At 56.3% G+C, this 21,671-nt stretch carries 22 protein-coding genes, 1 other RNA gene and 1 pseudogene; 13 read left to right on the forward strand and 11 right to left on the reverse strand.

The window, feature by feature from the left end:
* Window positions 1-107: 107 nt before the first annotated feature.
* Window positions 108-1,352 (forward strand): tryptophan permease, encoded by a 1,245-nt coding sequence (gene mtr, locus ACERY3_RS20450; RefSeq protein ID WP_045355428.1) that lies wholly within the window; start codon window positions 108-110, stop codon window positions 1,350-1,352.
* A 62-nt stretch (window positions 1,353-1,414) separates the two neighbouring features.
* Here the strand turns inward: mtr and ACERY3_RS20455 are convergent, their stop codons facing one another.
* The 3 genes from ACERY3_RS20455 to ACERY3_RS20465 form a co-directional block, all read right to left on the reverse strand.
* Window positions 1,415-2,422, reverse strand: a complete 1,008-nt coding sequence (locus ACERY3_RS20455) for an LLM class flavin-dependent oxidoreductase (RefSeq protein WP_047646424.1) — start codon at window positions 2,420-2,422, stop codon at window positions 1,415-1,417.
* A 78-nt stretch (window positions 2,423-2,500) separates the two neighbouring features.
* Window positions 2,501-3,379: a U32 family peptidase gene (locus ACERY3_RS20460; RefSeq protein ID WP_045143112.1), complete on the reverse strand. Its 879-nt coding sequence runs from the start codon at window positions 3,377-3,379 to the stop codon at window positions 2,501-2,503.
* Window positions 3,380-3,386: 7 nt separating this feature from the next.
* Complete coding sequence (locus tag ACERY3_RS20465; RefSeq protein ID WP_023309326.1) at window positions 3,387-4,382, reverse strand: peptidase U32 family protein; 996 nt, start codon at window positions 4,380-4,382, stop codon at window positions 3,387-3,389.
* A gap of 211 nt (window positions 4,383-4,593) precedes the next feature.
* On the opposite strand from ACERY3_RS20465, the gene ACERY3_RS20470 reads away from it, so the two are divergent.
* Both ACERY3_RS20470 and ACERY3_RS20475 read left to right on the forward strand, forming a co-directional pair.
* Window positions 4,594-5,118, forward strand: a complete 525-nt coding sequence (locus ACERY3_RS20470) for an SCP2 domain-containing protein (protein WP_032642325.1) — start codon at window positions 4,594-4,596, stop codon at window positions 5,116-5,118.
* A complete protein-coding gene (locus ACERY3_RS20475; RefSeq protein WP_023309324.1) occupies window positions 5,112-5,615 on the forward strand; it encodes a GNAT family N-acetyltransferase in 504 nt (167 codons plus the stop codon). Before ACERY3_RS20470 ends, ACERY3_RS20475 begins: the two co-directional genes overlap by 7 nt.
* On the opposite strand, the gene ACERY3_RS20480 is transcribed toward ACERY3_RS20475, so the two are convergent.
* The gene (locus ACERY3_RS20480) at window positions 5,602-5,931 is read right to left on the reverse strand and encodes a GIY-YIG nuclease family protein (RefSeq protein ID WP_023309323.1); all 330 of its coding nucleotides are present in this window, start codon (window positions 5,929-5,931) and stop codon (window positions 5,602-5,604) included. The two genes, ACERY3_RS20475 and ACERY3_RS20480, sit on opposite strands and share 14 nt — an antisense overlap.
* A gap of 14 nt (window positions 5,932-5,945) precedes the next feature.
* Between ACERY3_RS20480 and ACERY3_RS20485 the strand changes: the two genes are divergently transcribed.
* Window positions 5,946-6,380: a YhbP family protein gene (locus ACERY3_RS20485; protein WP_023309322.1), complete on the forward strand. Its 435-nt coding sequence runs from the start codon at window positions 5,946-5,948 to the stop codon at window positions 6,378-6,380.
* Here ACERY3_RS20485 and ACERY3_RS20490 read toward each other — a convergent pair.
* Complete coding sequence (locus ACERY3_RS20490) at window positions 6,360-6,878, reverse strand: type 1 glutamine amidotransferase domain-containing protein (protein WP_023333577.1); 519 nt, start codon at window positions 6,876-6,878, stop codon at window positions 6,360-6,362. The two genes, ACERY3_RS20485 and ACERY3_RS20490, sit on opposite strands and share 21 nt — an antisense overlap.
* A gap of 128 nt (window positions 6,879-7,006) precedes the next feature.
* Between ACERY3_RS20490 and ACERY3_RS20495 the strand changes: the two genes are divergently transcribed.
* Window positions 7,007-7,651 (forward strand): NAD(P)H-binding protein, encoded by a 645-nt coding sequence (locus tag ACERY3_RS20495; protein WP_033146736.1) that lies wholly within the window; start codon window positions 7,007-7,009, stop codon window positions 7,649-7,651.
* 40 nt (window positions 7,652-7,691) lie between these two features.
* Window positions 7,692-8,729 (forward strand): permease, encoded by a 1,038-nt coding sequence (locus tag ACERY3_RS20500; RefSeq protein ID WP_039260439.1) that lies wholly within the window; start codon window positions 7,692-7,694, stop codon window positions 8,727-8,729.
* 67 nt (window positions 8,730-8,796) lie between these two features.
* Here ACERY3_RS20500 and dolP read toward each other — a convergent pair whose 3' ends face one another.
* From dolP to ACERY3_RS20520, 4 genes are read right to left on the reverse strand one after another with little or no spacing between them, the layout of a single operon-like run.
* Window positions 8,797-9,372 carry a division/outer membrane stress-associated lipid-binding lipoprotein gene (gene dolP / locus ACERY3_RS20505; RefSeq protein WP_029739641.1) on the reverse strand — a complete coding sequence of 192 codons (576 nt, stop codon included), beginning with the start codon at window positions 9,370-9,372 and terminating at the stop codon, window positions 8,797-8,799.
* Between the two features lie 9 nt (window positions 9,373-9,381).
* A complete protein-coding gene (gene diaA / locus ACERY3_RS20510; protein ID WP_003861754.1) occupies window positions 9,382-9,972 on the reverse strand; it encodes a DnaA initiator-associating protein DiaA in 591 nt (196 codons plus the stop codon).
* Between the two features lie 21 nt (window positions 9,973-9,993).
* Window positions 9,994-10,389: a YraN family protein gene (locus tag ACERY3_RS20515; RefSeq protein ID WP_025756731.1), complete on the reverse strand. Its 396-nt coding sequence runs from the start codon at window positions 10,387-10,389 to the stop codon at window positions 9,994-9,996.
* Complete coding sequence (locus ACERY3_RS20520; protein WP_058841636.1) at window positions 10,347-12,509, reverse strand: penicillin-binding protein activator; 2,163 nt, start codon at window positions 12,507-12,509, stop codon at window positions 10,347-10,349. The genes ACERY3_RS20515 and ACERY3_RS20520 overlap by 43 nt, the downstream gene beginning before the upstream one ends.
* A 62-nt stretch (window positions 12,510-12,571) precedes the next feature.
* Between ACERY3_RS20520 and rsmI the strand changes: the two genes are divergently transcribed.
* Complete coding sequence (gene rsmI / locus ACERY3_RS20525) at window positions 12,572-13,435, forward strand: 16S rRNA (cytidine(1402)-2'-O)-methyltransferase (RefSeq protein WP_023309315.1); 864 nt, start codon at window positions 12,572-12,574, stop codon at window positions 13,433-13,435.
* A gap of 153 nt (window positions 13,436-13,588) precedes the next feature.
* Here the strand turns inward: rsmI and garD are convergent, their stop codons facing one another.
* A complete protein-coding gene (gene garD / locus ACERY3_RS20530) occupies window positions 13,589-15,160 on the reverse strand; it encodes a galactarate dehydratase (protein WP_045888054.1) in 1,572 nt (523 codons plus the stop codon).
* A 373-nt stretch (window positions 15,161-15,533) separates the two neighbouring features.
* Here garD and garL point away from each other — a divergent pair, with 373 nt between their 5' ends.
* The 3 genes from garL (at window position 15,534) to rnpB (ending at window position 17,652) form a co-directional block, all read left to right on the forward strand.
* The gene (garL, locus tag ACERY3_RS20535) at window positions 15,534-16,304 is read left to right on the forward strand and encodes a 2-dehydro-3-deoxyglucarate aldolase (RefSeq protein WP_319876816.1); all 771 of its coding nucleotides are present in this window, start codon (window positions 15,534-15,536) and stop codon (window positions 16,302-16,304) included.
* A 21-nt stretch (window positions 16,305-16,325) separates the two neighbouring features.
* On the forward strand, window positions 16,326-17,216 hold the full coding sequence (garR, locus tag ACERY3_RS20540; protein WP_023309302.1) for a 2-hydroxy-3-oxopropionate reductase: 891 nt from the start codon (window positions 16,326-16,328) through the stop codon (window positions 17,214-17,216).
* Window positions 17,217-17,275: 59 nt separating this feature from the next.
* An RNA gene (gene rnpB, locus ACERY3_RS20545) (RNase P RNA component class A) lies at window positions 17,276-17,652 on the forward strand.
* Between the two features lie 226 nt (window positions 17,653-17,878).
* Here rnpB and ACERY3_RS20550 read toward each other — a convergent pair.
* Window positions 17,879-18,941: pseudogene (locus ACERY3_RS20550) on the reverse strand (IS3 family transposase).
* A gap of 241 nt (window positions 18,942-19,182) precedes the next feature.
* Here ACERY3_RS20550 and ACERY3_RS20555 point away from each other — a divergent pair.
* The 3 genes from ACERY3_RS20555 to ACERY3_RS20565 are packed head-to-tail and all read left to right on the forward strand — an operon-like array spanning window position 19,183 to window position 21,547.
* A complete protein-coding gene (locus ACERY3_RS20555; RefSeq protein ID WP_319876768.1) occupies window positions 19,183-19,680 on the forward strand; it encodes a hypothetical protein in 498 nt (165 codons plus the stop codon).
* Window positions 19,681-21,150 (forward strand): PAAR domain-containing protein, encoded by a 1,470-nt coding sequence (locus ACERY3_RS20560; protein ID WP_319876767.1) that lies wholly within the window; start codon window positions 19,681-19,683, stop codon window positions 21,148-21,150. It abuts the gene before it with no gap.
* A 46-nt stretch (window positions 21,151-21,196) separates the two neighbouring features.
* Window positions 21,197-21,547, forward strand: a complete 351-nt coding sequence (locus tag ACERY3_RS20565) for a hypothetical protein (RefSeq protein WP_262770401.1) — start codon at window positions 21,197-21,199, stop codon at window positions 21,545-21,547.
* Window positions 21,548-21,671: the final 124 nt, after the last annotated feature.

Here is a 21,671-nt window from a genome sequence, read left to right on the forward strand (position 1 = left end):
CCCGATACGCGCTATCGGGGCTTTTTTTATTCCTTTTGTACTCTTGTACTGGTACAGTGCGTCGCATTAAAATGCAGAACCGCATGATTGACTGGAGAAAAGGCTGTATGGCGACACTAACCACCACCCAAACGTCACCTTCGCTGCTTGGCGGCGTGGTGATCATCGGCGGAACCATCATTGGTGCCGGGATGTTTTCCCTGCCTGTGGTCATGTCCGGTGCGTGGTTCTTCTGGTCGCTGGCGGCGCTGGTCTTTACCTGGTTCTGCATGCTCCATTCCGGGCTGATGATCCTTGAAGCAAACCTGAACTACCGCATTGGCTCCAGCTTCGACACCATCACCAAAGATCTGCTGGGTAAAGGCTGGAACCTGGTGAACGGGCTGTCCATCGCCTTTGTGCTCTATATCCTGACCTACGCGTATATTTCGGCGAGCGGCTCGATTCTGCATCACACCTTCTCGGAGATGTCGCTGAACGTTCCGGCGCGTCTGGCGGGGCTGTGTTTTGCGCTGGCTGTGGCGTTTATCGTCTGGATGAGTACCAAAGCGGTGAGCCGCATGACGGCGATCGTATTAGGCGCGAAGGTCATCACTTTCTTCCTGACCTTCGGCAGCCTGCTGGGGCACGTGACGCCCGCCACGCTGTTTAACGTCGCCGAAGTGAACACCTCCTACACGCCGTACCTGCTGATGACGCTGCCGTTCTGTCTGGCGTCGTTCGGTTACCACGGTAACGTGCCGAGCCTGATGAAGTACTACGGCAAAGATCCGCGCACCATTGTGAAGTGTCTGGTCTACGGCACGCTGCTGGCGCTGGGTCTGTATGTGATTTGGCTGCTGGGGACGATGGGCAACATCCCGCGTCCGGAATTTATCGGCATTGCCCAGAAGGGCGGTAACATCGACGTGCTGGTGCAGGCGCTGAGCGGCGTGCTGAACAGCCGCAGTCTGGACCTACTGCTGGTTATCTTCTCTAACTTTGCGGTGGCGAGCTCTTTCCTGGGCGTGACGCTGGGCCTGTTTGACTATCTGGCGGATCTGTTCGGCTTTGATGATTCTGCGATGGGGCGTTTAAAAACCGCGCTGCTGACCTTCCTGCCGCCGATTGTGGGCGGCCTGCTGTGGCCGAACGGCTTCCTGTACGCCATCGGCTATGCAGGGCTGGCGGCTACTATCTGGGCGGCAATTGTGCCGGCGCTGCTGGCGCGCAAATCACGTAAACGCTTCGGTAGCCCAAAATTCCGCGTCTGGGGCGGCAAGCCGATGATTGCGCTGATTCTGGTATTCGGCGTTGGTAACGCACTGGTACACGTGCTGTCGAGTTTTAACCTGTTGCCCGTTTATCAGTAAAACGAGGGGTTGAACCCCTCACGCCGGCCCTCTCCCATAGGGAGAGGGAGAAAAGCAAAAAACTACCCCACCAGTTCCTCTTTCACCTGCATCGCCAGTTCAAACGAATGCAAACGCGCCTGGTGATCGAAAATCTGGCCGTTAACCATAATCTCATCCGCCTGCGTTTCGCGCAGCACCGCGTCCAGCCCGTGGCGCACTTTCGCCTTATCGCCTACCAGCGACATGCTCAGCGCCTGCTGCACGCCATACTGCTCGGAGGCGGACCACAGCTGATGCATATTCTCCACCGGCGGCGGAAGCTGGCCCGTCTCACCGCGGCGCAGCTTCACAAACGCCTGCTGCATTGAGGTGAACAGGAATTCCGCGTCGCGATTGCTGTCGGCGGCAATGATGTTGATACACACCATCGCGTACGGCTTCTCCAGACGCTCGGACGGTTTAAAGTTCGTGCGGTAAAGATGCAGCGCCTGATGCAGCATATCCGGCGCGAAGTGCGAGGCAAACGCAAACGGCAGCCCAAGCTGCGCGGCGAGCTGTGCGCTGTAGAGGCTTGAGCCTAACAGCCACACCGGGATCTTCTCACCGTAGCCCGGTACCGGGCGCACGTGCGGGTTCGGATCGCGCGCGTCGAACCAGTCCACCAGCTCGGCCACGTCGCGCGGGAAGTTGTCGATATCACCGCTCATATGGCGGCGCAGGGCGCGCATGGTTGGCTGATCGCTGCCGGGCGCACGACCAAGACCCAAATCAATACGCCCTGGATAGAGGGTATTCAGGGTGCCAAACTGCTCGGCAATCACCAGCGGGGCGTGGTTAGGCAGCATCACGCCGCCGGAGCCCAGGTGCAGGGTGGTGGTATTTGCTGCCAGATAGCCAATCAGTACCGAGGTCGCGGCGCTGGCGATGCCCACCATGTTGTGGTGTTCGGCCAGCCAGTAGCGGTGATAGCCACGCTTTTCGGCCAGCTGAGCGAGATCGAGAGAGTGCGAAAAGGCTTCTCTTGCCGAGGAGCCTTGTGGGATCGGCGCTAGATCCAGCACCGAAAACGGAATGGTTTTGTCAGTCATAACAGCTCACTTTGTCGACGGTCAATCTTTAATACTGCATTAAATAATGATAACCGTTGTTAACAAAGTGAGCCTTTTTTACGCCTGCAGCTCCAGCCCGGCAAGCCGTCTCCAGTAGCCGTTGCAGTCGCTGTTTGCCGTCAGCGGCAGCGGCGCGGCGCCGTTTTCATTGGCACGGAAGGCGTCCAGCATCGCGAATACGCCGGTATCCAGCGGCGACAGCCGAACCATATCCACCAGCCCGTCCATCGACGCCAGCTCGTTGCCGAGGTTATAGACATAGCCGCTCATGGTCTGAATACCGTTGAGGACAAACACCTGCTGATTCTCCTGCGACAGCATGCTGCGTCCGTTCGGGTACTTGATGCAGCAGGTTTCGCATTCGTCTTTCGGGCGGTCTTCCGAGCGCGCGGTGAAGCAGCGGGCGGAGTAGGCCAGCGGCAGATGGCCGTAGCTCAGCACTTCCACTTCAAACTGATTGCGAATGCCCAGCTCGTCGCACTGGTTAAGCAGGTTAGCCAGCCAGTCTCGCGAGAGCTCTACCGGCATACACCAGCGCGTCATCCCCTGTTTGAGCAGCAGGCGCAGGGTCACGGCGTTGTAGCAGTTCAGGGCATGACCCGCGACAAACGGCAGCCTGCGTTCAGCGCACATGTTCACCACGCCCAGATCGCTCGCTTCCAGCAGGAACTCGCCGTTTTCAACGTAGCGCTTCAGCTCGCCCAGTTCGGACGACGCCTGCACCAGCGCGAGCGTGGAGAGCACCACCTGTTTGCCGCTGCCGGCCAGGCCTTTCGCCATATCCAGCCAGTCGCCCACTTTGGTGGCGCGGCGCTTGCTGCACACCGCTTCGCCGAGGTAAATCACGTCGGCGCTGCTGGTGGCGGCCTGTTGGTAAAAATCTTCCAGCGTCTCTTTTGGCCAGTAGTAGAGCACCGGTCCTAATGAATATTTCATGATTTTCTCACTGCCATTTACGGTGATACGCGCCAAGCGTGGTTTGCGTGCCTTCGGACATCGAACCAAGCGTTTCCATCCAGGCCTGCTGTGGAGCGTAGTTCTGCGGGTCCGCCATGCAGCGGTCGATGGCCTGACGCCACACTTTCGCCACCTGGCTCACGTAGGCCGGGCTGCGCTGACGACCTTCGATTTTCACCGAGGCAATATTGGCCGCCAGCAGTTCCGGCAGCAGCTCCAGCGTGTTGAGGCTGGTCGGCTCCTCCAGCGCGTGATAGCGCTCGCCGTCGACCAGATAGCGGCCTTTACACAGGGTGGGATAACCGGCGTTTTCCCCGTCCTGGTAGCGGTCAATCAGCACCTCATTCAGGCGAGACTCCAGCCCCTGCGGGGTCTGCTGCCAGCGAACAAAGCGGGCAGGGGAACAGGCTCCGACGGTATTTGGCGATTCTCCGGTTAAATAAGAGGAAAGATAGCAGCGGCCTTCGGCCATGATGCACAGGCTGCCAAAGGCAAAAACCTCCAGCGGCACTGGCGTGACGCGCGCGAGTTGCTTAACCTGATGAATAGAGAGCACGCGCGGCAGCACCACGCGGGCCACGTCAAAGTGTTGATGATAAAAACGCACCGCCTCTTCGTTGGTGGCAGATGCCTGAACAGAGACGTGGCGCTCAATATGGGGATAGCGTTCTGCCGCATACTCAAGCATGGCGAGGTCGGCCAGGATCAGCGCATCGGCACCCAGCTGTGCCGCCATATCCACCGCGCGCTGCCAGCGGGCGTAGCCGTCAGGATGAGCAAAGGTATTGATGGCGATATGCAGCTTGCGGCGGTGCTGGTGAACGAAGTTAACGGCTTCCTGAAGCTTTTTCTCCGTAAAGTTGAGGCCAGCAAAATGGCGGGCGTTGGTGTCATCTTTCAGCCCGATATAGACCGCATCGGCCCCATTTTCGATGGCCGCCTTAAGCGCCGGAAGATTTCCGGCAGGGCAGAGCAGCTCCATAATTTATCCTGATGTAGTCGATCGCAAAATTGTTAACGAGCTGGGATTTTAATTAACCCATACGCGACAATTTTTGATTTAAGGCAGCTAATGGCGTATTGATGACACCAATAATGAGGTACGGCTGACGACGGTTTGTTGATTTACGCCGCTATGTTGCGCTTCGGATATGGCAAAATAGCAGGACTATAGATATCAGGGAGTAAAGCTCGTGCTGGATAAACTGCGTTCACGTCTCGTACAATTTGGTCCATCAATGCTGAGCGTGCCGGTCAAGCTGGCACCGTTCGCGCTTAAACGCCAGGTGCTGGAGCAGGTCCTGAGCTGGCAGTTCCGCCAGGCGCTGCAGGACGGCGAGCTGGAGTTCCTGGAAGGCCGCTGGTTAAGCATTGAGGTACGCGACATCGGGCTGCGCTGGTTTACCTCCGTAGAGAACGGCCAGCTGATCGTACGCGAATCCGCCGAGGCGGATGTGAGTTTTAGCGCCAACGCCAGCGATCTGCTGATGATCGCCGCGCGTAAGCAGGATCCGGATACGCTCTTCTTCCAGCGCCGTCTGGTAATTGAAGGCGACACGGAGCTGGGCCTGTACGTGAAGAATTTAATGGATGCCATTGAGCTGGAGCAGATGCCAAAAGCGCTGCGCGTGATGTTAATGCAAATGGCAGATTTCGTTGAGGCCGGGCTGAAAACCCCGCCGGACGGTAAACACACTTCAGTAGGTGAGCCATGCTGATTCGAGTCGAAATTGGGATTGATGCGCCGGGGATCGATGCGTTGTTACGCCGCGCCTTTGCGAGCGATGCCGAAGCCCAACTGGTCCACGACCTTCGCGAAGACGGCCTGATTACGCTGGGGCTGGTTGCCACCGATGACGAAGGTCAGGTGGTGGGCTATGTTGCCTTCAGTCCGGTCATCGTTCAGGGCGAAGAGCTGCAGTGGGTAGGCATGGCGCCGCTGGCGGTAGATGAAAGCTATCGCGGGCAAGGTCTGGCGCGCCAGCTGGTCTATGAAGGGCTGGACTCGCTCAACGAGTTTGGCTATGCCGCCGTGGTCACGCTGGGCGATCCGGCGTTCTATGGCCGTTTAGGCTTTGAGCAGGCCGCGCATTACGATCTGCGCTGTCGCTGGCCGGGTACGGAATCTGCTTTCCAGGTCCATCGACTGGCGGACGACGCGCTCAACGGCGTCAATGGCCTGGTCGAGTATCACGACCATTTCAATCGCTTTTAATCAGGCTCTCGCGCAGCGCCTCAAAGGAGCCGTCTCCGGTCACGAGGCGCTCTTTCTGGCGCTTCGTCAGCTGCTTGATGCGGTATTCCAGCCTGAGCGCCAGCGATCGGTCGCCGACGGCCGCTGAGAAGGCGAGCTGTAATTCCCCTTTCCCCCGCAGCGCTTTTGCCCCTTTCCCCGTTTGATGTTGTAAAAAACGCCGCGCCACATCGGTGGTGATCCCGGTGTAGAGGGCGTTATCAGCGGTTCGGACAAGATAGAGAAACCAGCACACGGTAAACGGATTCAGTATGTTAAGGTGAACGCACCATAGCATGAGAGAGAACGAAAATGGAAACACTGGCCGCCATTAACCGCTGGCTGGCAAAGCAGCATGTTGTCACCTGGTGCGTCTATGACGAGGGTGAGATGTGGTGCGCAAATGCGTTTTACTACTATGACCCTGAGCGCGTGGCTTTTTATGTCATGAGTGAAGACAAAACGCGTCATGCGCAGATGACCGGCCAGCAGGCAAAGGTGGCGGGGACGGTAAACGGCCAGCCGAAAACGGTCGCGCTGATCCGCGGCGTGCAGTTTAAAGGGGAGATCCGTCGTCTGGATGGTGAAGAGAGCGACGCGCGCCGTAAGCTCTACACGCGCCGCTTTCCCGTTGCCGCTGCGCTAAAAGCCCCGGTGTGGGAAATCCGCCTCGATGAGCTGAAATTTACCGACAACACCCTGGGCTTTGGCAAGAAGCTGCACTGGTTACGCGCCGAGCAGGCGTAGCGCTTCGCGGTTAAACGCCGGGAGATCGTCCGGGGTTCGGCTGGTGATCAGCTGGTCTTTGTCGTTGACCACCTCCTGATCGTAAAACTCGGCCCCCGCGTTTTTCAGATCGATAACGATCGGTTTCACGGCGGTAAGCTTTCGCCCGCGGACCACTTCTGCGCTGATGAGCAGCTGCGGGCCGTGACAGATGGCAAAGACCGGTTTGCCGGTCGAGACAAAGTCTCGGGTGAAGGTCACGAAGCGCTCGTCCCCGCGCAGGGAATCCGGGGAATGGCCGCCGGGTAACAGCAGAGCGTCGAAATCTGAAGGGCTAACGTTATCGATGGTCTCATCGATGGTTACGGTCGCCTCGCCCTTATGGCCTGTCACCGTTTTACCCGCCTCTTTCTCAATGGTGATGACCTCATGTCCCGCCTTGCGGAACGCCTCTGCTGGAGAGGTGAATTCTGAATCTTCAAACTCGTCGGTAATCAAGACTGCGATTTTCTTGCCCATGCTTCCTCCGTTGTTTTGGCTTCAGACTGATTTTTCTCCGCTTGTGGTAAATACTTACCTGTAACAGACTTCTAAGTGTGGTCGACGACGCTGAGTTCGCAAACGGACAATTCTGTAAAGGGGAAAAGATGAGTCAGGTATTGATTACGGGTGCTACCGGGTTAGTGGGCGATCATCTGCTGCGGCTGCTGATTCAGGATCGCCGCGTGAACTATATCGCCGCCCCGACGCGTCGACCGCTGGCGGACTTATCCGGCGTCTTTAATCCGCACGATCCTCAGCTGACCGACGCGCTGGCGCAGGTGCAGGATCCCATTGATATCGCCTTTTGCTGTCTGGGCACCACGCGGCGGGAGGCGGGCAGCAAAGAGGCCTTTATCCACGCCGACTATACGCTGGTGGTGGATACCGCACTCACGGCGAAAAAGCTGGGCGCCAAACATTTTCTGGTGGTCAGCGCCCTGGGCGCCAGTGCCGGATCGCCTTTCTTCTACAACAAGGTGAAGGGCAAGATGGAGGATGCGCTGATAGCGCAGAAATGGGAACAGCTGACGATTGTGCGCCCTTCGATGCTGATCGGCCACCGGGACGAACGCCGGTTTAACGAGTCGATATTTGCCCCGCTGTTTCGCATTCTTCCCGGCAACTGGAAATCCATCGAGGCGCGGGACGTCGCGCGCGCGATGTTAAAAGAGGGGCTGGCCCCGTCGAAAGCGGGTGTTAACATTATCCCTTCGGCAAAACTGCGTGAAATCGCGCAGGGCGAGGCGTAAACTCCCCCGGCTAATAATCTAATACTCTCCGGGGAATGCTATGACTGGTCAGTCTTCATCTCAGGCGGCAACACCTGTTCAGTGGTGGAAGCCCGCACTCTTCTTTCTCGTGGTCATTGTTGGCCTCTGGTACGTGAAATGGCAGCCGTACTACGGCAAAGCCTTCACTGCCGCCGAAACGCACAGCATCGGTAAATCTATTCTCGCTCAGGCTGATTCCAGCCCGCTGCAGGCGGCGTGGGACTATGCCATGGTCTACTTCCTTGCCGTCTGGAAGGCCGCCGTTTTAGGCGTCATTCTGGGCTCGCTGATTCAGGTGCTTATCCCTCGTAACTGGCTGGTGAAAACCCTTGGGCAGCCGCGCTTTCAGGGCACGCTGCTGGGGACGATTTTCTCCCTGCCGGGGATGATGTGTTCCTGCTGCGCCGCGCCCGTGGCCGCAGGGATGCGGCGTCAGCACGTGTCGATGGGCGGCGCGCTGGCGTTCTGGATGGGGAACCCGCTGCTCAACCCGGCGACGCTGGTGTTTATGGGCTTTGTGCTGGGCTGGCATTTCGCGTTCATCCGCCTGGTCGCCGGGCTGCTGACCGTGCTGGTGGTGGCGACGCTGGTGCAAAAACTGGTCAAGGATACTGCCGCAGAACCCGCAGCCGTTGAGCTGGACGTCAGCGAACCGCAGGGGGGCTTCTTTGCGCGCTGGGGCAGGGCGCTATGGCAGCTGTTCTGGAGCACCATCCCGGTCTATATCCTGGCGGTACTGGTTCTGGGGGCGGCGCGCGTCTGGCTCTTCCCGCATGCGGATGGCGCTATCGACAACACGCTGATGTGGGTCATTGCGATGGCCGTTGCGGGCTGCCTGTTTGTGATCCCAACGGCGGCGGAAATCCCGATTGTTCAGACCATGATGCTGGCCGGTATGGGCACCGCGCCGGCGCTGGCGCTGCTGATTACGCTGCCGGCGATAAGCCTGCCGTCGCTTATCATGCTGCGTAAGTCGTTCCCGGCGAAAGCGCTGTGGCTGACCGCAGGGCTGGTGGCGTTGAGCGGGGTGATTGTGGGCAGTATTGCGTTGATGTAAAAAAAGCCCGGTGGCGCTGGCGCTTACCGGGCCTACAAAAAAATCCCCTCAAGCGAGGGGATTTTTTTTATTTGATGTAAGTAAACGCGGTGGTGACGTGCTTCACGCCGCTCACCCGGCTGGCGATATCCGCCGCCGCTTTCCCTTCACGGTCGGTCACCAGACCCAGCAGGAATACTTCGCCGTTTTCAGTCGTCACTTTCACGTTGGAAGATTTCACCTGGTCCGAGCCCAGCAGCTGGGAACGCACTTTGGTGGTGATCCAGGTATCGGAAGAGGCGTCACCCAGGCCAATTGGCTTGCCCTGGCGCACTTCGTTAAACACCTCTGTGGTCCCTTCGACGCCCATCGCAATCTGTTTCGCGCGAGAGGCGAGCTCCAGATTCGGCGCCTGGCCTGCCAGCAGCACTTTGCCCTGATAAGCCGTCACGTTGATACGCGCTTCTTTCTTGATTTGTTCGTCTTTCGACAGCGCACTGTTGACGCGCAGCTCCAGCGTACCGTCATCCACCTGTGTCCCCACGGTGCGTGGATCGGTTGCCGCTTTGGTGCCTACCGCGGCGGTACCCACAACGGCCGCAGCGATACATCCCTGAAGCAGTAATGCAGACATAAGGACTGCGAGGGTCGATAAAGCCTTCATAAGAACTCCTTAATCATCCTGGTGAGGGAAAAGCGTGTTATCGATCAAATCACATAAGCAGTTCACCGTGAGCATATGCATCTCCTGAATACGCGCGCTTCGGTGAGAAGGAATGCGGATTTCCACATCCTGCGGCCCAAGCAGACCCGCCAGCTCACCACCGTCATAGCCGGTTAAGGCCACGATGGTCATGTCGCGGGTGACGGCGGCTTCAACGGCTTTGACAATGTCCCGGCTATTGCCGCGCGTGGAGATGGCCAGCAGCACATCTCCCGCATGACCCAGGGCTCGCACCTGCTTTGCGTAAATTTCGTCATGCAGACGATCGTTAGCAATCGCCGTTAAGACCACATTATCGGTATTAAGTGCAATGGCGGGTAAACTCGGGCGTTCTGTTTCAAAGCGATTGATCATGCTGGCAGCAAAATGCTGTGCGTTGGCGGCTGACGTGCCGTTGCCACAACAGAGGATTTTGTTGCCATTAAGCAGGGATTGCACCAGCGTCATTGCGGCACGCGAGATAGCATCCGGAAGGGCTTCCGCCGCGGCAATCTGAGTCTGGATGCTTTCTGTGAAGCACACTTTAATTCTTTCGAGCACGTTATCCCTTTTAAATCTTAATTATGCGTCTTCGCCAAAAGCGTTTTTAAGCCATTCGATCTCATTTCCGGTGAAGGCTATCACATCGAACCGGCAATCCACAGTATCAAAGCTCCCATTATGGCGGGCAAGCCACAAGTGGGCAGTCTGTAATAATTTATGTTGTTTGGCGAGCGTCACGCTGGCGGCAGCACCGCCAAAACGGGAGGACTGTCGAAAACGGACTTCTACAAACACGATGACCTGACCCTCTTTCATGATCAGATCAATTTCGCCGCCGCGCCCGCGGACGTTGGCGGCGATAAAGCGCAGTCCTTTGCCTTCAAGCCAGCGACGCGCCTTTAACTCCCACGCATCGCCGGTCTCTTTACGGCTTAACTGGCCGGGACGATTTGCCCCTGCTGGTATTTGAGCCATGATAACTTCCTGTTGATCACGCAGTCCTGAGTCGCGGTCAGATCGCCGGTGTTGCCGTTAAGCTCAAAGCCCGGCACCTGACGCATCTGGGTAAAGTGGTTCGCCAGCGCCCATGCATCGACACCCATCGCATACAGACGCGCCAGCGAATAATCGTTACGTACGGTACTCAGCGCCTGCTGCATCAGCGCCGGGTTGCTGCCTGCCAGCATCGGGATTTCGCTGTACTGCAGACCGTCCATTTCCAGACGGAAATCCGGGCCTGCGGTGCCCTGCGCGCTGCGCGAGCTGGCGTAGAGCGTTGCGCCGCTCTGGCTGCCGTTACGCATCGCGATCATCGGTTTGATAAAGGCGATCTCCTGCGGCGTGGCAACGATATAGGCCGCATCCACTTTGCCGCCACCGCTAATCTGCGCGTCGGTAGGCGGGGCAGGGATCGTCAGGCCGCCAATCGTCACGCCCTGCTGCTGCGGCAGGCTCGTGGTGACAGGGCTGCCGTTGAGCGCGATACCCGCTCCACCGTTTACGCCCGCGCGCAGTTCAGAGACGGAACCAAATTTCTGCTGCAACACCACGCCGCCGCCCAGCTTCTGCCACTCATCGGCAAAGGCATTGGCCACGCGATCGCCCAGCGCGCTGCGTGGGATGAGCAGCAGCGGAGCCTGCTTACCCTGCTCGTGAATATGGCGCGCCGCATCGCGGGCTTCATCTTCAGGGGAAAGCGCGAAGTAGCAAATATTGGCCCGGTTCTGAACCTGCTCAGGCTGGTTGAGCGCCAGCACGTTCAGCGTGGTATTGCTCTTCATCAGCTCTTCCACGTTGTTTTTCAGCAGCGGACCGACAACGATGCTGGCCCCGTCCTGCTGAACCTGCGCCAGAACCTGGTCAAGCGGCTGCGAGCTGGTGTCGTAAATTTTCACCTCAGCGCCCGGGTTGGCGCTGGTGGTTGCCACGGCCTGCGGCTGAACGGCAGGCTGGGCTGCGGGTTGTGCAGGCTGCGGTTGAGGCTGTTCTGCTGTCGCTTCAGGTGCTGGTGCCACTTGCGTCTCGGCCGGAGCCTGAGTAGCTGGGGCTGCCGCAGCAGGTGCTGCTGTAGCCGGAGGCGTCGTCGGGGCCGTCACCGGGTTTTGCATCGTACCCTGTGCCGGCGCTTGCGTCGTGGTCAGATCGCTGGTCTCCGCTGCGGACGGGCTGACCACATCATTCACGTTAGCCGCCTGGGCCGCCTGCGCGGGAACCGCGCTGCCGGTTACCGACGTCGTGCCGTTTTTCGCGGCTTCAAAGCCCTGCTGAATGGTACGGCCAAACACCGCCGCCTGGCCGTTGAGCGGCAGAAGCAGGGCGATTTTGCTGGTGGACGCTGGCTTAAAGTTCTGCACGTTTACCAGCTGGGTTGGCAGCATTTTCGCCCCCGGGTTTTGCGGGTAGCGCGTCTGCCAGTCCGTAATACCGGCCTTCAGCATCTTTGGATCGCTGCGGTTGTTAAACCACATCTGCTGCAGATCCAGCCAGCCCTGAAGGACGTTTTCATCGGCGTTGATGACCAGAGCCTGCGCCTGTTCCTGAGTCATCGAGGCAAGCGCTTGCCAGGTTGCATCAATATTTTTTTGCTTATCGGCACCGCCGAGCAGCGGCTCTTGCGTGACGAGGGCGCGGAGCAGCGTGAGAGAAGGACGTCCCTGCTCAGCGGTAATGCCCGCCTGCCAGAAGCGAGCCTGCTGATTTTTATCCAGCGCGCTCACGTCAATGTCACCGAGGGTCTTCTTCGCGGCGGCGTAATCTTTCAGCGCGACCTTCAGCTCGGCAGAGAGCAGGCTCTGCTCACGACGCTGGGCGTCGTTAAGATCTTTTGGCAACTGGTTAAACAGTTCGGCTGCCTGCTGGGTTTTACCCTCTTTCAGCAGTGCACGAATGGCGAGTAATTGCCAGTTGGTCTTGGTATCATTTGAACTCTGCGACATTTGTTGCAGATAAAAGCCAGAATCAGCCTGAGCAGATCCCTGAAGATGGGCGGTGCTCTGGTCAGGTGCCTGGGTGCCACAGCCTGCAAAGATCAGGGCTGCCAGCAGAAGCGGCACGCTGCGCGTGGCTTTTTTTCGAAGAAACGTTAACGGTACCATACTGTATCCAGTGATTTTTTTTACGCAATGCTCAATATTAAATCGGCAATACGGACGAAACAATGAAACAACACGAAACGGCAGATAATTCTCAAGGCCAGCTTTATATTGTACCTACTCCTATCGGGAATTTGTCTGATATTACCCAACGTGCGCTCACCGTACTGCAGGCTGTTGATTTAATTGCTGCTGAAGATACCCGCCACACCGGCCTGCTGCTGCAACATTTCGCGATTAACGCCCGTCTGTTTGCTCTGCACGATCACAATGAGCAACAAAAAGCCGAAACGCTGGTGGCGAAGCTGAAAGAGGGGCAGAACATTGCCCTGGTCTCCGACGCCGGTACGCCGCTGATCAACGATCCCGGCTATCACCTGGTGCGTACCTGTCGTGAAGCCGGTATTCGCGTTGTGCCGCTGCCGGGGCCGTGTGCCGCCATCGCTGCGCTGAGTGCCGCGGGTCTGCCGTCTGACCGTTTCTGCTATGAAGGCTTCCTGCCTGCCAAATCCAAAGGCCGCCGTGACGTGTTAAAAGATCTGGAAGCGGAACCGCGCACCCTGATTTTCTACGAATCCACGCACCGCCTGCTGGAGAGCCTGGAAGATATGGTGACCGTGTGGGGAGAAGCCCGCTACGTGGTGCTGGCGCGCGAGCTGACCAAAACCTGGGAAACCATTCACGGTGCGCCAGTGGGTGAACTGCTGGCGTGGGTGAAAGAAGACGAAAACCGCCGCAAGGGCGAAATGGTGCTGATCGTCGAAGGGCATAAGGCGCAGGAAGACGCGCTCCCTGCCGACGCGCTGCGCACGCTGGCGCTGCTGCAGGCGGAACTGCCGCTGAAGAAGGCCGCTGCGCTGGCGGCGGAAATTCACGGCGTGAAGAAAAATGCGCTGTATAAGCATGCGCTGGAGCAGCAGGGGGAGTAAGCCCCTGCCGCCTGTTTTGCCGGGTGGCGGCTGCGCCTGACCCGGCCTGCAGATCGTTATGCGTCTTTTAGCCAACAGGTATCGCCTCAACCTGGACGGTTTGCGGCGTGTCCGGCGAGTTACCTGAATGCGGGATAGATGTGGTGCGAAAAATCACGTCACCGGTGCCGGGTTAAACACCGCCAGCTGATTATGTAATCCCCATTGATCCGAGAAAGTTTTCTTCCGCCCGCTTGCGACATCCAGAATGAAGTGGAACAGTTTCCAGCCCACGTCCTCAATGCTCTCTTCTCCGGTGGCGATGGTGCCCGCGTTGATGTCCATTAAGTCATACCAGCGGTTTGCCAGCTCGGTACGGGTCGCCATCTTGATCACCGGCACCGCCATCAGGCCGTACGGCGTGCCGCGCCCGGTGGTAAAGACCTGTACCGTAATGCCGGACGCCACCTGCTGCGTGCCGCAGACGAAATCGCTAGCCGGCGTTGCCGCGTAAATCAGGCCGCGCTTCGTCGGGCGCTGGCCCGGAGAGAGCACTTCCACAATCGCGCTCTGGCCGGATTTGGCAATCGACCCGAGGGCTTTTTCCACTACGTTGGCGAGGCCGCCTTTTTTGTTCCCCGGTGAGGGATTGGCGCTGCGGTCGGTTTTGCCCATATCGAGATAGCTATCGTACCAGGCCATTTCCTCGAGCAGGCGCTTGCCGACCTCTTCATTAACGGCGCGCGGCGTAAGCAGATGGATGGCGTCACGCACTTCGGTTACCTCGGAAAACATAACCGTGGCGCCGCAGCGAACAAGCAGATCGGACGCATAGCCCACCGCCGGGTTGGCCGTCACGCCGGAGAAGGCATCGCTGCCGCCGCACTGAGTTCCCACCACCAAATCAGACGCCGGGCAGGTTTCGCGCTGGCGCTTGTTGAGCTTGTCCAGATGGCGTTCAGCCACCTGCAGGATATCGTCGACCATTGAGCGGAAACCCACGTGGCGTTCGTCCTGCAGGCGCACGATGCTGGCCTCGTCTGCCGGAATGGCTTTGACATCTTCGGTGCCCTGCAGCAGGCGCTCTGGCTGCAATTTTTCACACCCCAGACCAATTACCATCACCTCGCCGCCAAAGTTCGGGTTCAGGGCAATATTGTGAATGGTGCGGATCGGCACTACCGCAGCGGGTGCGTTAATCGCCACGCCGCAGCCGTAGAGGTGGTTCAGGCCAACCACGCCGTCGACGTTCGGGTATTTCGGCAGCAGATCGCGTTCGATGATTTTCACCACGTAATCCACTACGCCCGCCACGCAGTGCACGCTGGTGGTAATGCCGAGCAGATTCTTGGTGCCGACGCTGCCGTCCGCGTTGCGGTAGCCTTCGAAGGTATAGCCCTCCAGCGGAGGAAGCGGTTCCGGTACGCGGGTCGCCAGCGGAAGCGTGTTCAGCGGCGGCGCTTCCGGCAGCGCCACCAGCGACTCCTCAACCCAGCTCCCCTGCGGTATAGAGCGAACGGCATAGCCGATGACTTCACCGTAACGTACGATTTCACTGTTAGCAGGGATATCCACCAGGGCGACTTTATGTCCCTGCGGAATATGCTCAATCAGTTCCAGCCCGTCCGGGAAGCGGGTGCCCGCTTTTAAGCCATTGTCGTTGACAATAATCGCCACATTATCGGTGTCGTGGACTTTTATATAAAACGCCGTCGGCGATGCCTGTCGAATTTCAATGTCGGCCATTGTTCAGTATTCTCCAGCAAAGTGTCTGATAATAAATTCAGCCAATTTTCTAATGGTAGAAATAAATACGCGGCTTTCAGAAATAAAGCATGTCAGCATAGGGGATATGAAAATGTGATCGCGATCGCTCCAGAACCGGTAATGCCTGATTCTGTGCATTAGCGCCCAGCACTTTGTGCATATGCAAAAATTTTTATCAAAATGTACCGCAATGCTTGAGCATTAAAACAATGTGTGGTCGTGGATTGCGTCTTATACTGAATGACGATTTTATAACGCCATAATACGTCAGAATAATAAATATAATGCTGGTGCGGTGTCTGAAAAAATAAAATGATGCTGATATAGGCTGCGAATTAAAAAGGTAAATATGATGAGTAACGATATCTTCCCGAATAAATTTAAAGCGGCCCTCGCGGCACACCAGATTCAGATTGGCTGCTGGTCCGCGCTGGCAAACCCAATCAGCACCGAAGTGCTGGGCCTGGCCGGTTTTGACTGGCTGGTGCTGGACGGCGAACATGCGCCGAACGATATCAGCACCTTTATTCTGCAGCTGATGGCGCTGAAAGGCAGCCCCAGCGCCCCGGTGGTGCGCGTGCCAACTAACGAGCCGGTAATTATCAAGCGCCTGCTGGATATCGGTTTCTACAACTTCCTGATCCCGTTTGTGGAGACGGAAGAACAAGCGGCCCTGGCCGTAGCCTCAACGCGCTATCCGCCAGAAGGGATCCGCGGCGTTTCCGTTTCGCATCGCGCCAATATGTTTGGCACCGTGCCGGACTACTTCACGCAGTCGAATAACAACATCACCATTCTGGTTCAGATCGAGAGCCAGCAGGGCGTTGATAACGTTGACGCGATTGCAGCCACAAACGGCGTGGACGGTATCTTCGTTGGCCCGAGCGATCTGGCGGCCGCCTTTGGCCATCTGGGTAACGCCGGCCACCCTGACGTGCAGCGCGCGATCCAGCACATCTTTGCCCGCGCTAAAGCTCACGGCAAACCGTGCGGCATTCTGGCGCCGGTTGAGGCTGACGCCCGTCGCTATCTGGAGTGGGGAGCCACGTTTGTTGCCGTCGGCAGCGACCTCGGGGTCTTCCGCTCGGCCACGCAGAAATTAGCCGACGCTTTTAAAAAATAACCATCATTGAGGAAACAGATTATGACGCTGAAAGTGGGTTTTATTGGCCTGGGGATCATGGGTAAACCAATGAGTAAGAACCTCATCAAAGCGGGTTACTCACTGGTGGTATCCGATCACAATCCGCAGGCCGTGGCAGAGGTGATAGCGGCGGGCGCTGAAACGGCCACCACCGCGAAGGCCATTGCCGAGCAGTGCGATGTCATCATCACCATGCTGCCCAACTCCCCGCATGTTAAAGAGGTTGCGCTGGGTGAGAACGGCATTATCGACGGTGCGAAGCCGGGCCTGGTATTGATTGATATGAGCTCTATTGCGCCGCTTGCAAGCCGTGAAATCAGCGAGGCGTTAAAAGCGAAGGGCGTCGATATGCTGGATGCGCCGGTCAGCGGCGGTGAGCCGAAAGCGATCGACGGCACGCTGTCGGTGATGGTCGGCGGTGATAAAGCCATTTTCGATAGATACTACGACCTGATGAAAGCCATGGCGGGCTCGGTGGTGCATACCGGGGACATCGGGGCGGGTAACGTGACCAAGCTGGCCAACCAGGTGATTGTGGCGCTGAACATTGCCGCCATGTCCGAAGCGCTGACGCTGGCAACCAAAGCGGGCGTTAATCCGGATCTGGTCTATCAGGCCATTCGCGGTGGTCTGGCGGGCAGTACCGTGCTGGATGCCAAAGCGCCGATGGTCATGGATCGTAATTTCAAACCCGGTTTCCGCATCGACCTGCATATCAAAGATCTGGCGAACGCGCTGGATACGTCACACGGCGTGGGCGCACAGCTGCCGCTGACCGCGGCGGTCATGGAGATGATGCAGGCGCTGCGTGCCGATGGCCTGGGCACGGCCGATCACAGCGCGATTGCGTGCTACTACGAAAAACTGGCGAAGGTGGAAGTGGCGCGTTAATCACGCATTGCCTACACCTTAGGGTGACAGCGGCGCGCAAACCCTCTATACTGCGCGCCGAAGCTGACCAGACAGTCGCCGCTTCGTCGTCGTCCCTTTCGGGGGAGACGGGCGGAGGGGAGGAAAGTCCGGGCTCCATAGGGCAGGGTGCCAGGTAACGCCTGGGGGGGAAACCCACGACCAGTGCAACAGAGAGCAAACCGCCGATGGCCCGCGCAAGCGGGATCAGGTAAGGGTGAAAGGGTGCGGTAAGAGCGCACCGCGCGGCTGGTAACAGTCCGTGGCACGGTAAACTCCACCCGGAGCAAGGCCAAATAGGGGTTCACAAGGTACGGCCCGTACTGAACCCGGGTAGGCTGCTTGAGCCAGTGAGCGATTGCTGGCCTAGATGAATGACTGTCCACGACAGAACCCGGCTTATCGGTCAGCTTCAACTTCTTCTAAAACAATACGTTGGTGTGTCTCAGGCCTTCATAGGTGAAAATGTGACACAGACTGTGATACAAACGAGGCACACCAACGGCTGTTCCATCCCGAATATCCTAAAGCGTGGCAACCGTTACTTCCTTCATTTCCGACTACCTTCAGGCGGTTTTTATCGCATGTCTCTGGGTTGCGATTCAGCCAGTAGGGCAAGGTTTATATGAATCGCCACGGATAATCTAGACACTTCCGAGTCGTTGATAATATTGATTTTCATATTCCGTCGGTGGCATTTGATCGCTCGAACCATGCCGACGCTTACTGTTATAAAACATTTCGATGTAATCAAAAATATCGCTGCGTGCTTCTTCCCGTGTTCCGTAGACCTTTTTCTTTATCCGTTCACGCTTCAGTAGCTGGAAAAAGCTTTCTGCAACTGCGTTGTCGTGACAGTTACCACGACGGCTCATACTGCCCTCCAGACCGTGTGATTTCAGGAACGACTGCCACTCATGGCTTGTGTACTGACTACCCTGGTCAGAATGAACCAGCACCTGTTTTTGGGGATTACGTCGCCACACGGCCATCAAAAGTGCATTCAGAACACTATCTTTTGTCATCCGGGGTTGCATTGACCAGCCGATAACTTTGCGCGAGAACAGGTCAACAACTACGGCCAGATACAGCCAGCCTTCGTGGGTTCGGATGTAAGTTATGTCCGTTACCCAGCGTTCATCCGGTGCTTTCGGGTTGAACTGGCACGCTTCATCAGCCGCCAGACCCGGTTAATCCCACATTGTTGCCCGCTATCTCGCAGGTCGAGATGGATCTTGCGATAGCCATAAACGCAACCGGACTCCAGCCAGAACTGTTTGATTTGTCCTGTCAGTCTGAGATCCGCCTGATGCCGTGGTGAATGCGGCTGCTGAAGCCAGGTGTAAAACCCACTCGGATGAACATTCAGCACCCGACAGAGCACGCGAACAGGCCAACAACAGGAGTTGTCACGGATAAAGGCGTACCTCAGTCGGACAGCTTTGCGAAGTACGCCGCGGCTTTTTTTAATATGTCCCGTTCGTCAGTAACCCGCTTCAGCTCTTTCTGGAGTCGGCGGATCTCGGCCTGAGCATCTGACTGCTCTTTGTTGGTGGAAGAGTCCGGCCCGTATTTCTTTATCCAGGCATAAAGACTGTGGGTAGTGATATCGAGACGTGTTGCGACACTGGAAACAGAATAGCCACGATCAACAACCTGTTTGACTGCTTCAATTCTAAACTCTTCAGGATAACGCTTACTGCTCATGTGCACCTCTCTTTAAGCCATTTTAAATGACTCTGAGGTGTCTGTTAAACCCATAGCGATTCAATTGTCCGTACAGCAAAAGTTTCAATGCTTCACAAGCCGAATGAAATCACAGGAAATATTCACCTAAAGAATATTTTAAAACATAGTTTCATTTTTAGGAAAAACAACTTCCGGAGCATGAGTGTTATTTGTACAATGTGTCCGAGCACAGAAAAATTCACAGCAAGCAGAGGGACTTATGCAACAGTACACCAACGAACTCACTTCATCGGTTATAGCGTCCTTCGATGCTCCCCGTTATACCGACCAGCAACTGTCGGAAATGAATGTGGAAGCCCGCAATCTCATTATCGAACAGCAAGAATATGCCCGACACCATCCCATCACAGCCATCTATCGTGCAGCGGTTGCCGGAAGTCTTACTCTTCGGGGTGGCGTTGTCGATGAATCTAATCCGGATCCGAGTCAGGGCATGAAAGTCCAACTCGATAATGGTCAATGGGTCAGCATGGTTACAGAAGGTGCAACAGTGACCTATCCAGACGGGACTAAGGCTACCATTATCACCAGCGCCGGACAGTTAAGCGAATGGGAAGGTAAAGGGATCGCGCTGGTTGGTAGTTTACTTGATAACGGAGATCAAATTATCAGCACCCCTGATTATGGATTGATGTTCTCTTTCCGCGAGGGTGAATCAATTCCAGATGATTTCCTGACTGTTGAAAAGGTGGCATAAATGGGGGGAATGCGTCCAAACGTTTTAGGTCGTGGAATGGCGTTATTTGGTGATCAGACTACAACTGGCGCAAAACTAATCCCCTCACTTTCTTGCGGTAACATTCTTGGTCGTCGCCCGATTGTTCTGGGTGATAAGACCACAGCTTGCCCGAAATGCGGCAAAGAAGGAAAAGTTGTTGAAGGTGAGTCACACCGAACAATTCACCAGCTCCCTGTAGCCGTGGACAGGGGAGTCGTTTTATGTGGCTGCCCCTCTGGCTCTAACCGTATCATAGCCCCTTTGGGATGGATCGGCCCAGGTGAATCCCCCTCTCAGGCAACAGCAAGGTATCTGGCAGAAGCGGCAACCGCAGCAGCCGCTCTTGCTGCATCTCAACAGCTGCAAGCAGAACCAGAACAACACGCCCAGACAGCGAAAAAGAAAACAGGCATCGACGCAGGTTTTGCCGTTATCCCCTACGGCGGCACCACAGAAGCCTGGCAACGTCTGTTATTCACAGGCACCCCGCCAGCAGGAGCAAAGGAGCTATTCTCTACGCTGAACGGTCCAGACGAACGGTACAAAGCAGGGTCCATCATGCTGGTGGTTGACCCGAATAAGCAGGATGAAAAGCAAATCGCTCATATGCAGGCCGCAAAACAGCGGATTGATGCAGCATTAGCGCCGCTCTCAATCCAGCAGGCCAACTTTCTTTTCAAACACAAAGACACCATTGAGATGTTTGCAGCCGCTGCGACTACTGCAAACGATGCTGCCGGAAATGCAGGAAGAGCGACGGAAGCAGCGAAGGGATATTTCGAGAGGATAGAAAAAATCCTTGTCGAGATTGAGACAACATATAAGAACCAATACATCACCAGCGGCACGCTGATCGGTGAACAATTTTACGTTGAGCGCAGTCGGTTGTTTGGTCAACTCGATAGCGTCCTGAAGATGTTCATGAAACACCGCTTCATGTTCAACGAGTACGCAGACCTGAAAAGCGCCCTTGGCCTCTCCAGCCGTTCAATCACACACCGCTGGAACGAAACAGGCGTTAGCGATATAGAGGGTTACGCCACCCATATTGAGAAGCTGGCGAAGTACGTCAAGTGGATGGAAGCAGCCGGGAAGATCGGCATTGGCCTGTCTGCCTTTGATACCGCAGCGAAGATCACCGAAGCCTGCACCGTTGGCAGGGATTGCGCCAAAACCTCGTTTACTTCCATTGGGGAGTTTTCGGGGAGTCTGGTAGGTGGAATGGCTGCAAGTAGGCTCATTGGTGCTGGCGCTGCAAATACCGTCTGTGCAGTTGTTTTGGGGGCTGCGACTTTTGAAGCCATGGGGGCAGGTGCATTACTTTGTACTATTGGTGTGAGCGGTGGCATAGCATACGGGAGTGATAAGGCTCTAAGCTGGGCTGGAGGTAAAACGGGTCAGTCTATCGGGAAAGGGCTTGGCCTTTATGAGGTAAGCGGTGAAGATTAATTTAGAAATGATTTCGGTAATCGCTATTCTTACCGGGACACTACTGATGATTATCAGCAGCATTTCATCTCTGCTGAACCGAAAACGCTTTAATGAAATCTGCAAGCTGTATAAAGAAAAATATGGCAGCCTGCCAGATGCTGTGTTGTTGTTTGAGAACGTCAATTCGCTTTATGTCAAAGGAGCATATGGAATAAAAGTACAATTTATATACATGCCACTGTTGTGGAATCGTAGTTCACCTCTGACCAAAAATGATGATAAGGACTTCATTAGAGGACTACCGAAACGGCTGATTAGGCCATTTTACGTCGAAATATACTTCGGTGCTGCCAGCATACTGTTTTTTTTTATTGGTGGATTGTTAATGTTGGCGATTGACCACGGTTGGGTGTGAGCCTGTCAGTAATTCTGTGTAACTGCCACTGTGTTAAAGGTGATCGCTCAGGCGGTCACCGAACTCGATAATAAAACGACTCATTGCCAGCCGCCAGTTCTGGATCGGCATACTCCATTTTTTT

Origin of the sequence: Enterobacter cloacae complex sp. ESBL7 (assembly GCF_041679625.1) — a bacterium.
GTDB classification, from domain to species: domain Bacteria; phylum Pseudomonadota; class Gammaproteobacteria; order Enterobacterales; family Enterobacteriaceae; genus Enterobacter; species Enterobacter asburiae_B.

Coding starts and splice junctions, on each gene's coding strand:
- garD (WP_045888054.1), bottom strand. CDS start 15,160: ATGGCCGACATTGAAATTCGACAGGCATCGCCGACGGCGTTTTATATA.
- ACERY3_RS20515 (WP_025756731.1), bottom strand. CDS start 10,389: ATGGCTCAAATACCAGCAGGGGCAAATCGTCCCGGCCAGTTAAGCCGT.
- mtr (WP_045355428.1), top strand. CDS start 108: ATGGCGACACTAACCACCACCCAAACGTCACCTTCGCTGCTTGGCGGC.
- ACERY3_RS20485 (WP_023309322.1), top strand. CDS start 5,946: ATGGAAACACTGGCCGCCATTAACCGCTGGCTGGCAAAGCAGCATGTT.
- dolP (WP_029739641.1), bottom strand. CDS start 9,372: ATGAAGGCTTTATCGACCCTCGCAGTCCTTATGTCTGCATTACTGCTT.
- ACERY3_RS20520 (WP_058841636.1), bottom strand. CDS start 12,509: ATGGTACCGTTAACGTTTCTTCGAAAAAAAGCCACGCGCAGCGTGCCG.
- ACERY3_RS20565 (WP_262770401.1), top strand. CDS start 21,197: ATGATTATCAGCAGCATTTCATCTCTGCTGAACCGAAAACGCTTTAAT.
- garR (WP_023309302.1), top strand. CDS start 16,326: ATGACGCTGAAAGTGGGTTTTATTGGCCTGGGGATCATGGGTAAACCA.
- ACERY3_RS20560 (WP_319876767.1), top strand. CDS start 19,681: ATGGGGGGAATGCGTCCAAACGTTTTAGGTCGTGGAATGGCGTTATTT.
- garL (WP_319876816.1), top strand. CDS start 15,534: ATGAGTAACGATATCTTCCCGAATAAATTTAAAGCGGCCCTCGCGGCA.
- ACERY3_RS20455 (WP_047646424.1), bottom strand. CDS start 2,422: ATGACTGACAAAACCATTCCGTTTTCGGTGCTGGATCTAGCGCCGATC.
- ACERY3_RS20490 (WP_023333577.1), bottom strand. CDS start 6,878: ATGGGCAAGAAAATCGCAGTCTTGATTACCGACGAGTTTGAAGATTCA.
- rsmI (WP_023309315.1), top strand. CDS start 12,572: ATGAAACAACACGAAACGGCAGATAATTCTCAAGGCCAGCTTTATATT.
- ACERY3_RS20555 (WP_319876768.1), top strand. CDS start 19,183: ATGCAACAGTACACCAACGAACTCACTTCATCGGTTATAGCGTCCTTC.
- ACERY3_RS20460 (WP_045143112.1), bottom strand. CDS start 3,379: ATGAAATATTCATTAGGACCGGTGCTCTACTACTGGCCAAAAGAGACG.
- ACERY3_RS20500 (WP_039260439.1), top strand. CDS start 7,692: ATGACTGGTCAGTCTTCATCTCAGGCGGCAACACCTGTTCAGTGGTGG.
- ACERY3_RS20475 (WP_023309324.1), top strand. CDS start 5,112: ATGCTGATTCGAGTCGAAATTGGGATTGATGCGCCGGGGATCGATGCG.
- ACERY3_RS20480 (WP_023309323.1), bottom strand. CDS start 5,931: ATGCTATGGTGCGTTCACCTTAACATACTGAATCCGTTTACCGTGTGC.
- ACERY3_RS20495 (WP_033146736.1), top strand. CDS start 7,007: ATGAGTCAGGTATTGATTACGGGTGCTACCGGGTTAGTGGGCGATCAT.
- ACERY3_RS20465 (WP_023309326.1), bottom strand. CDS start 4,382: ATGGAGCTGCTCTGCCCTGCCGGAAATCTTCCGGCGCTTAAGGCGGCC.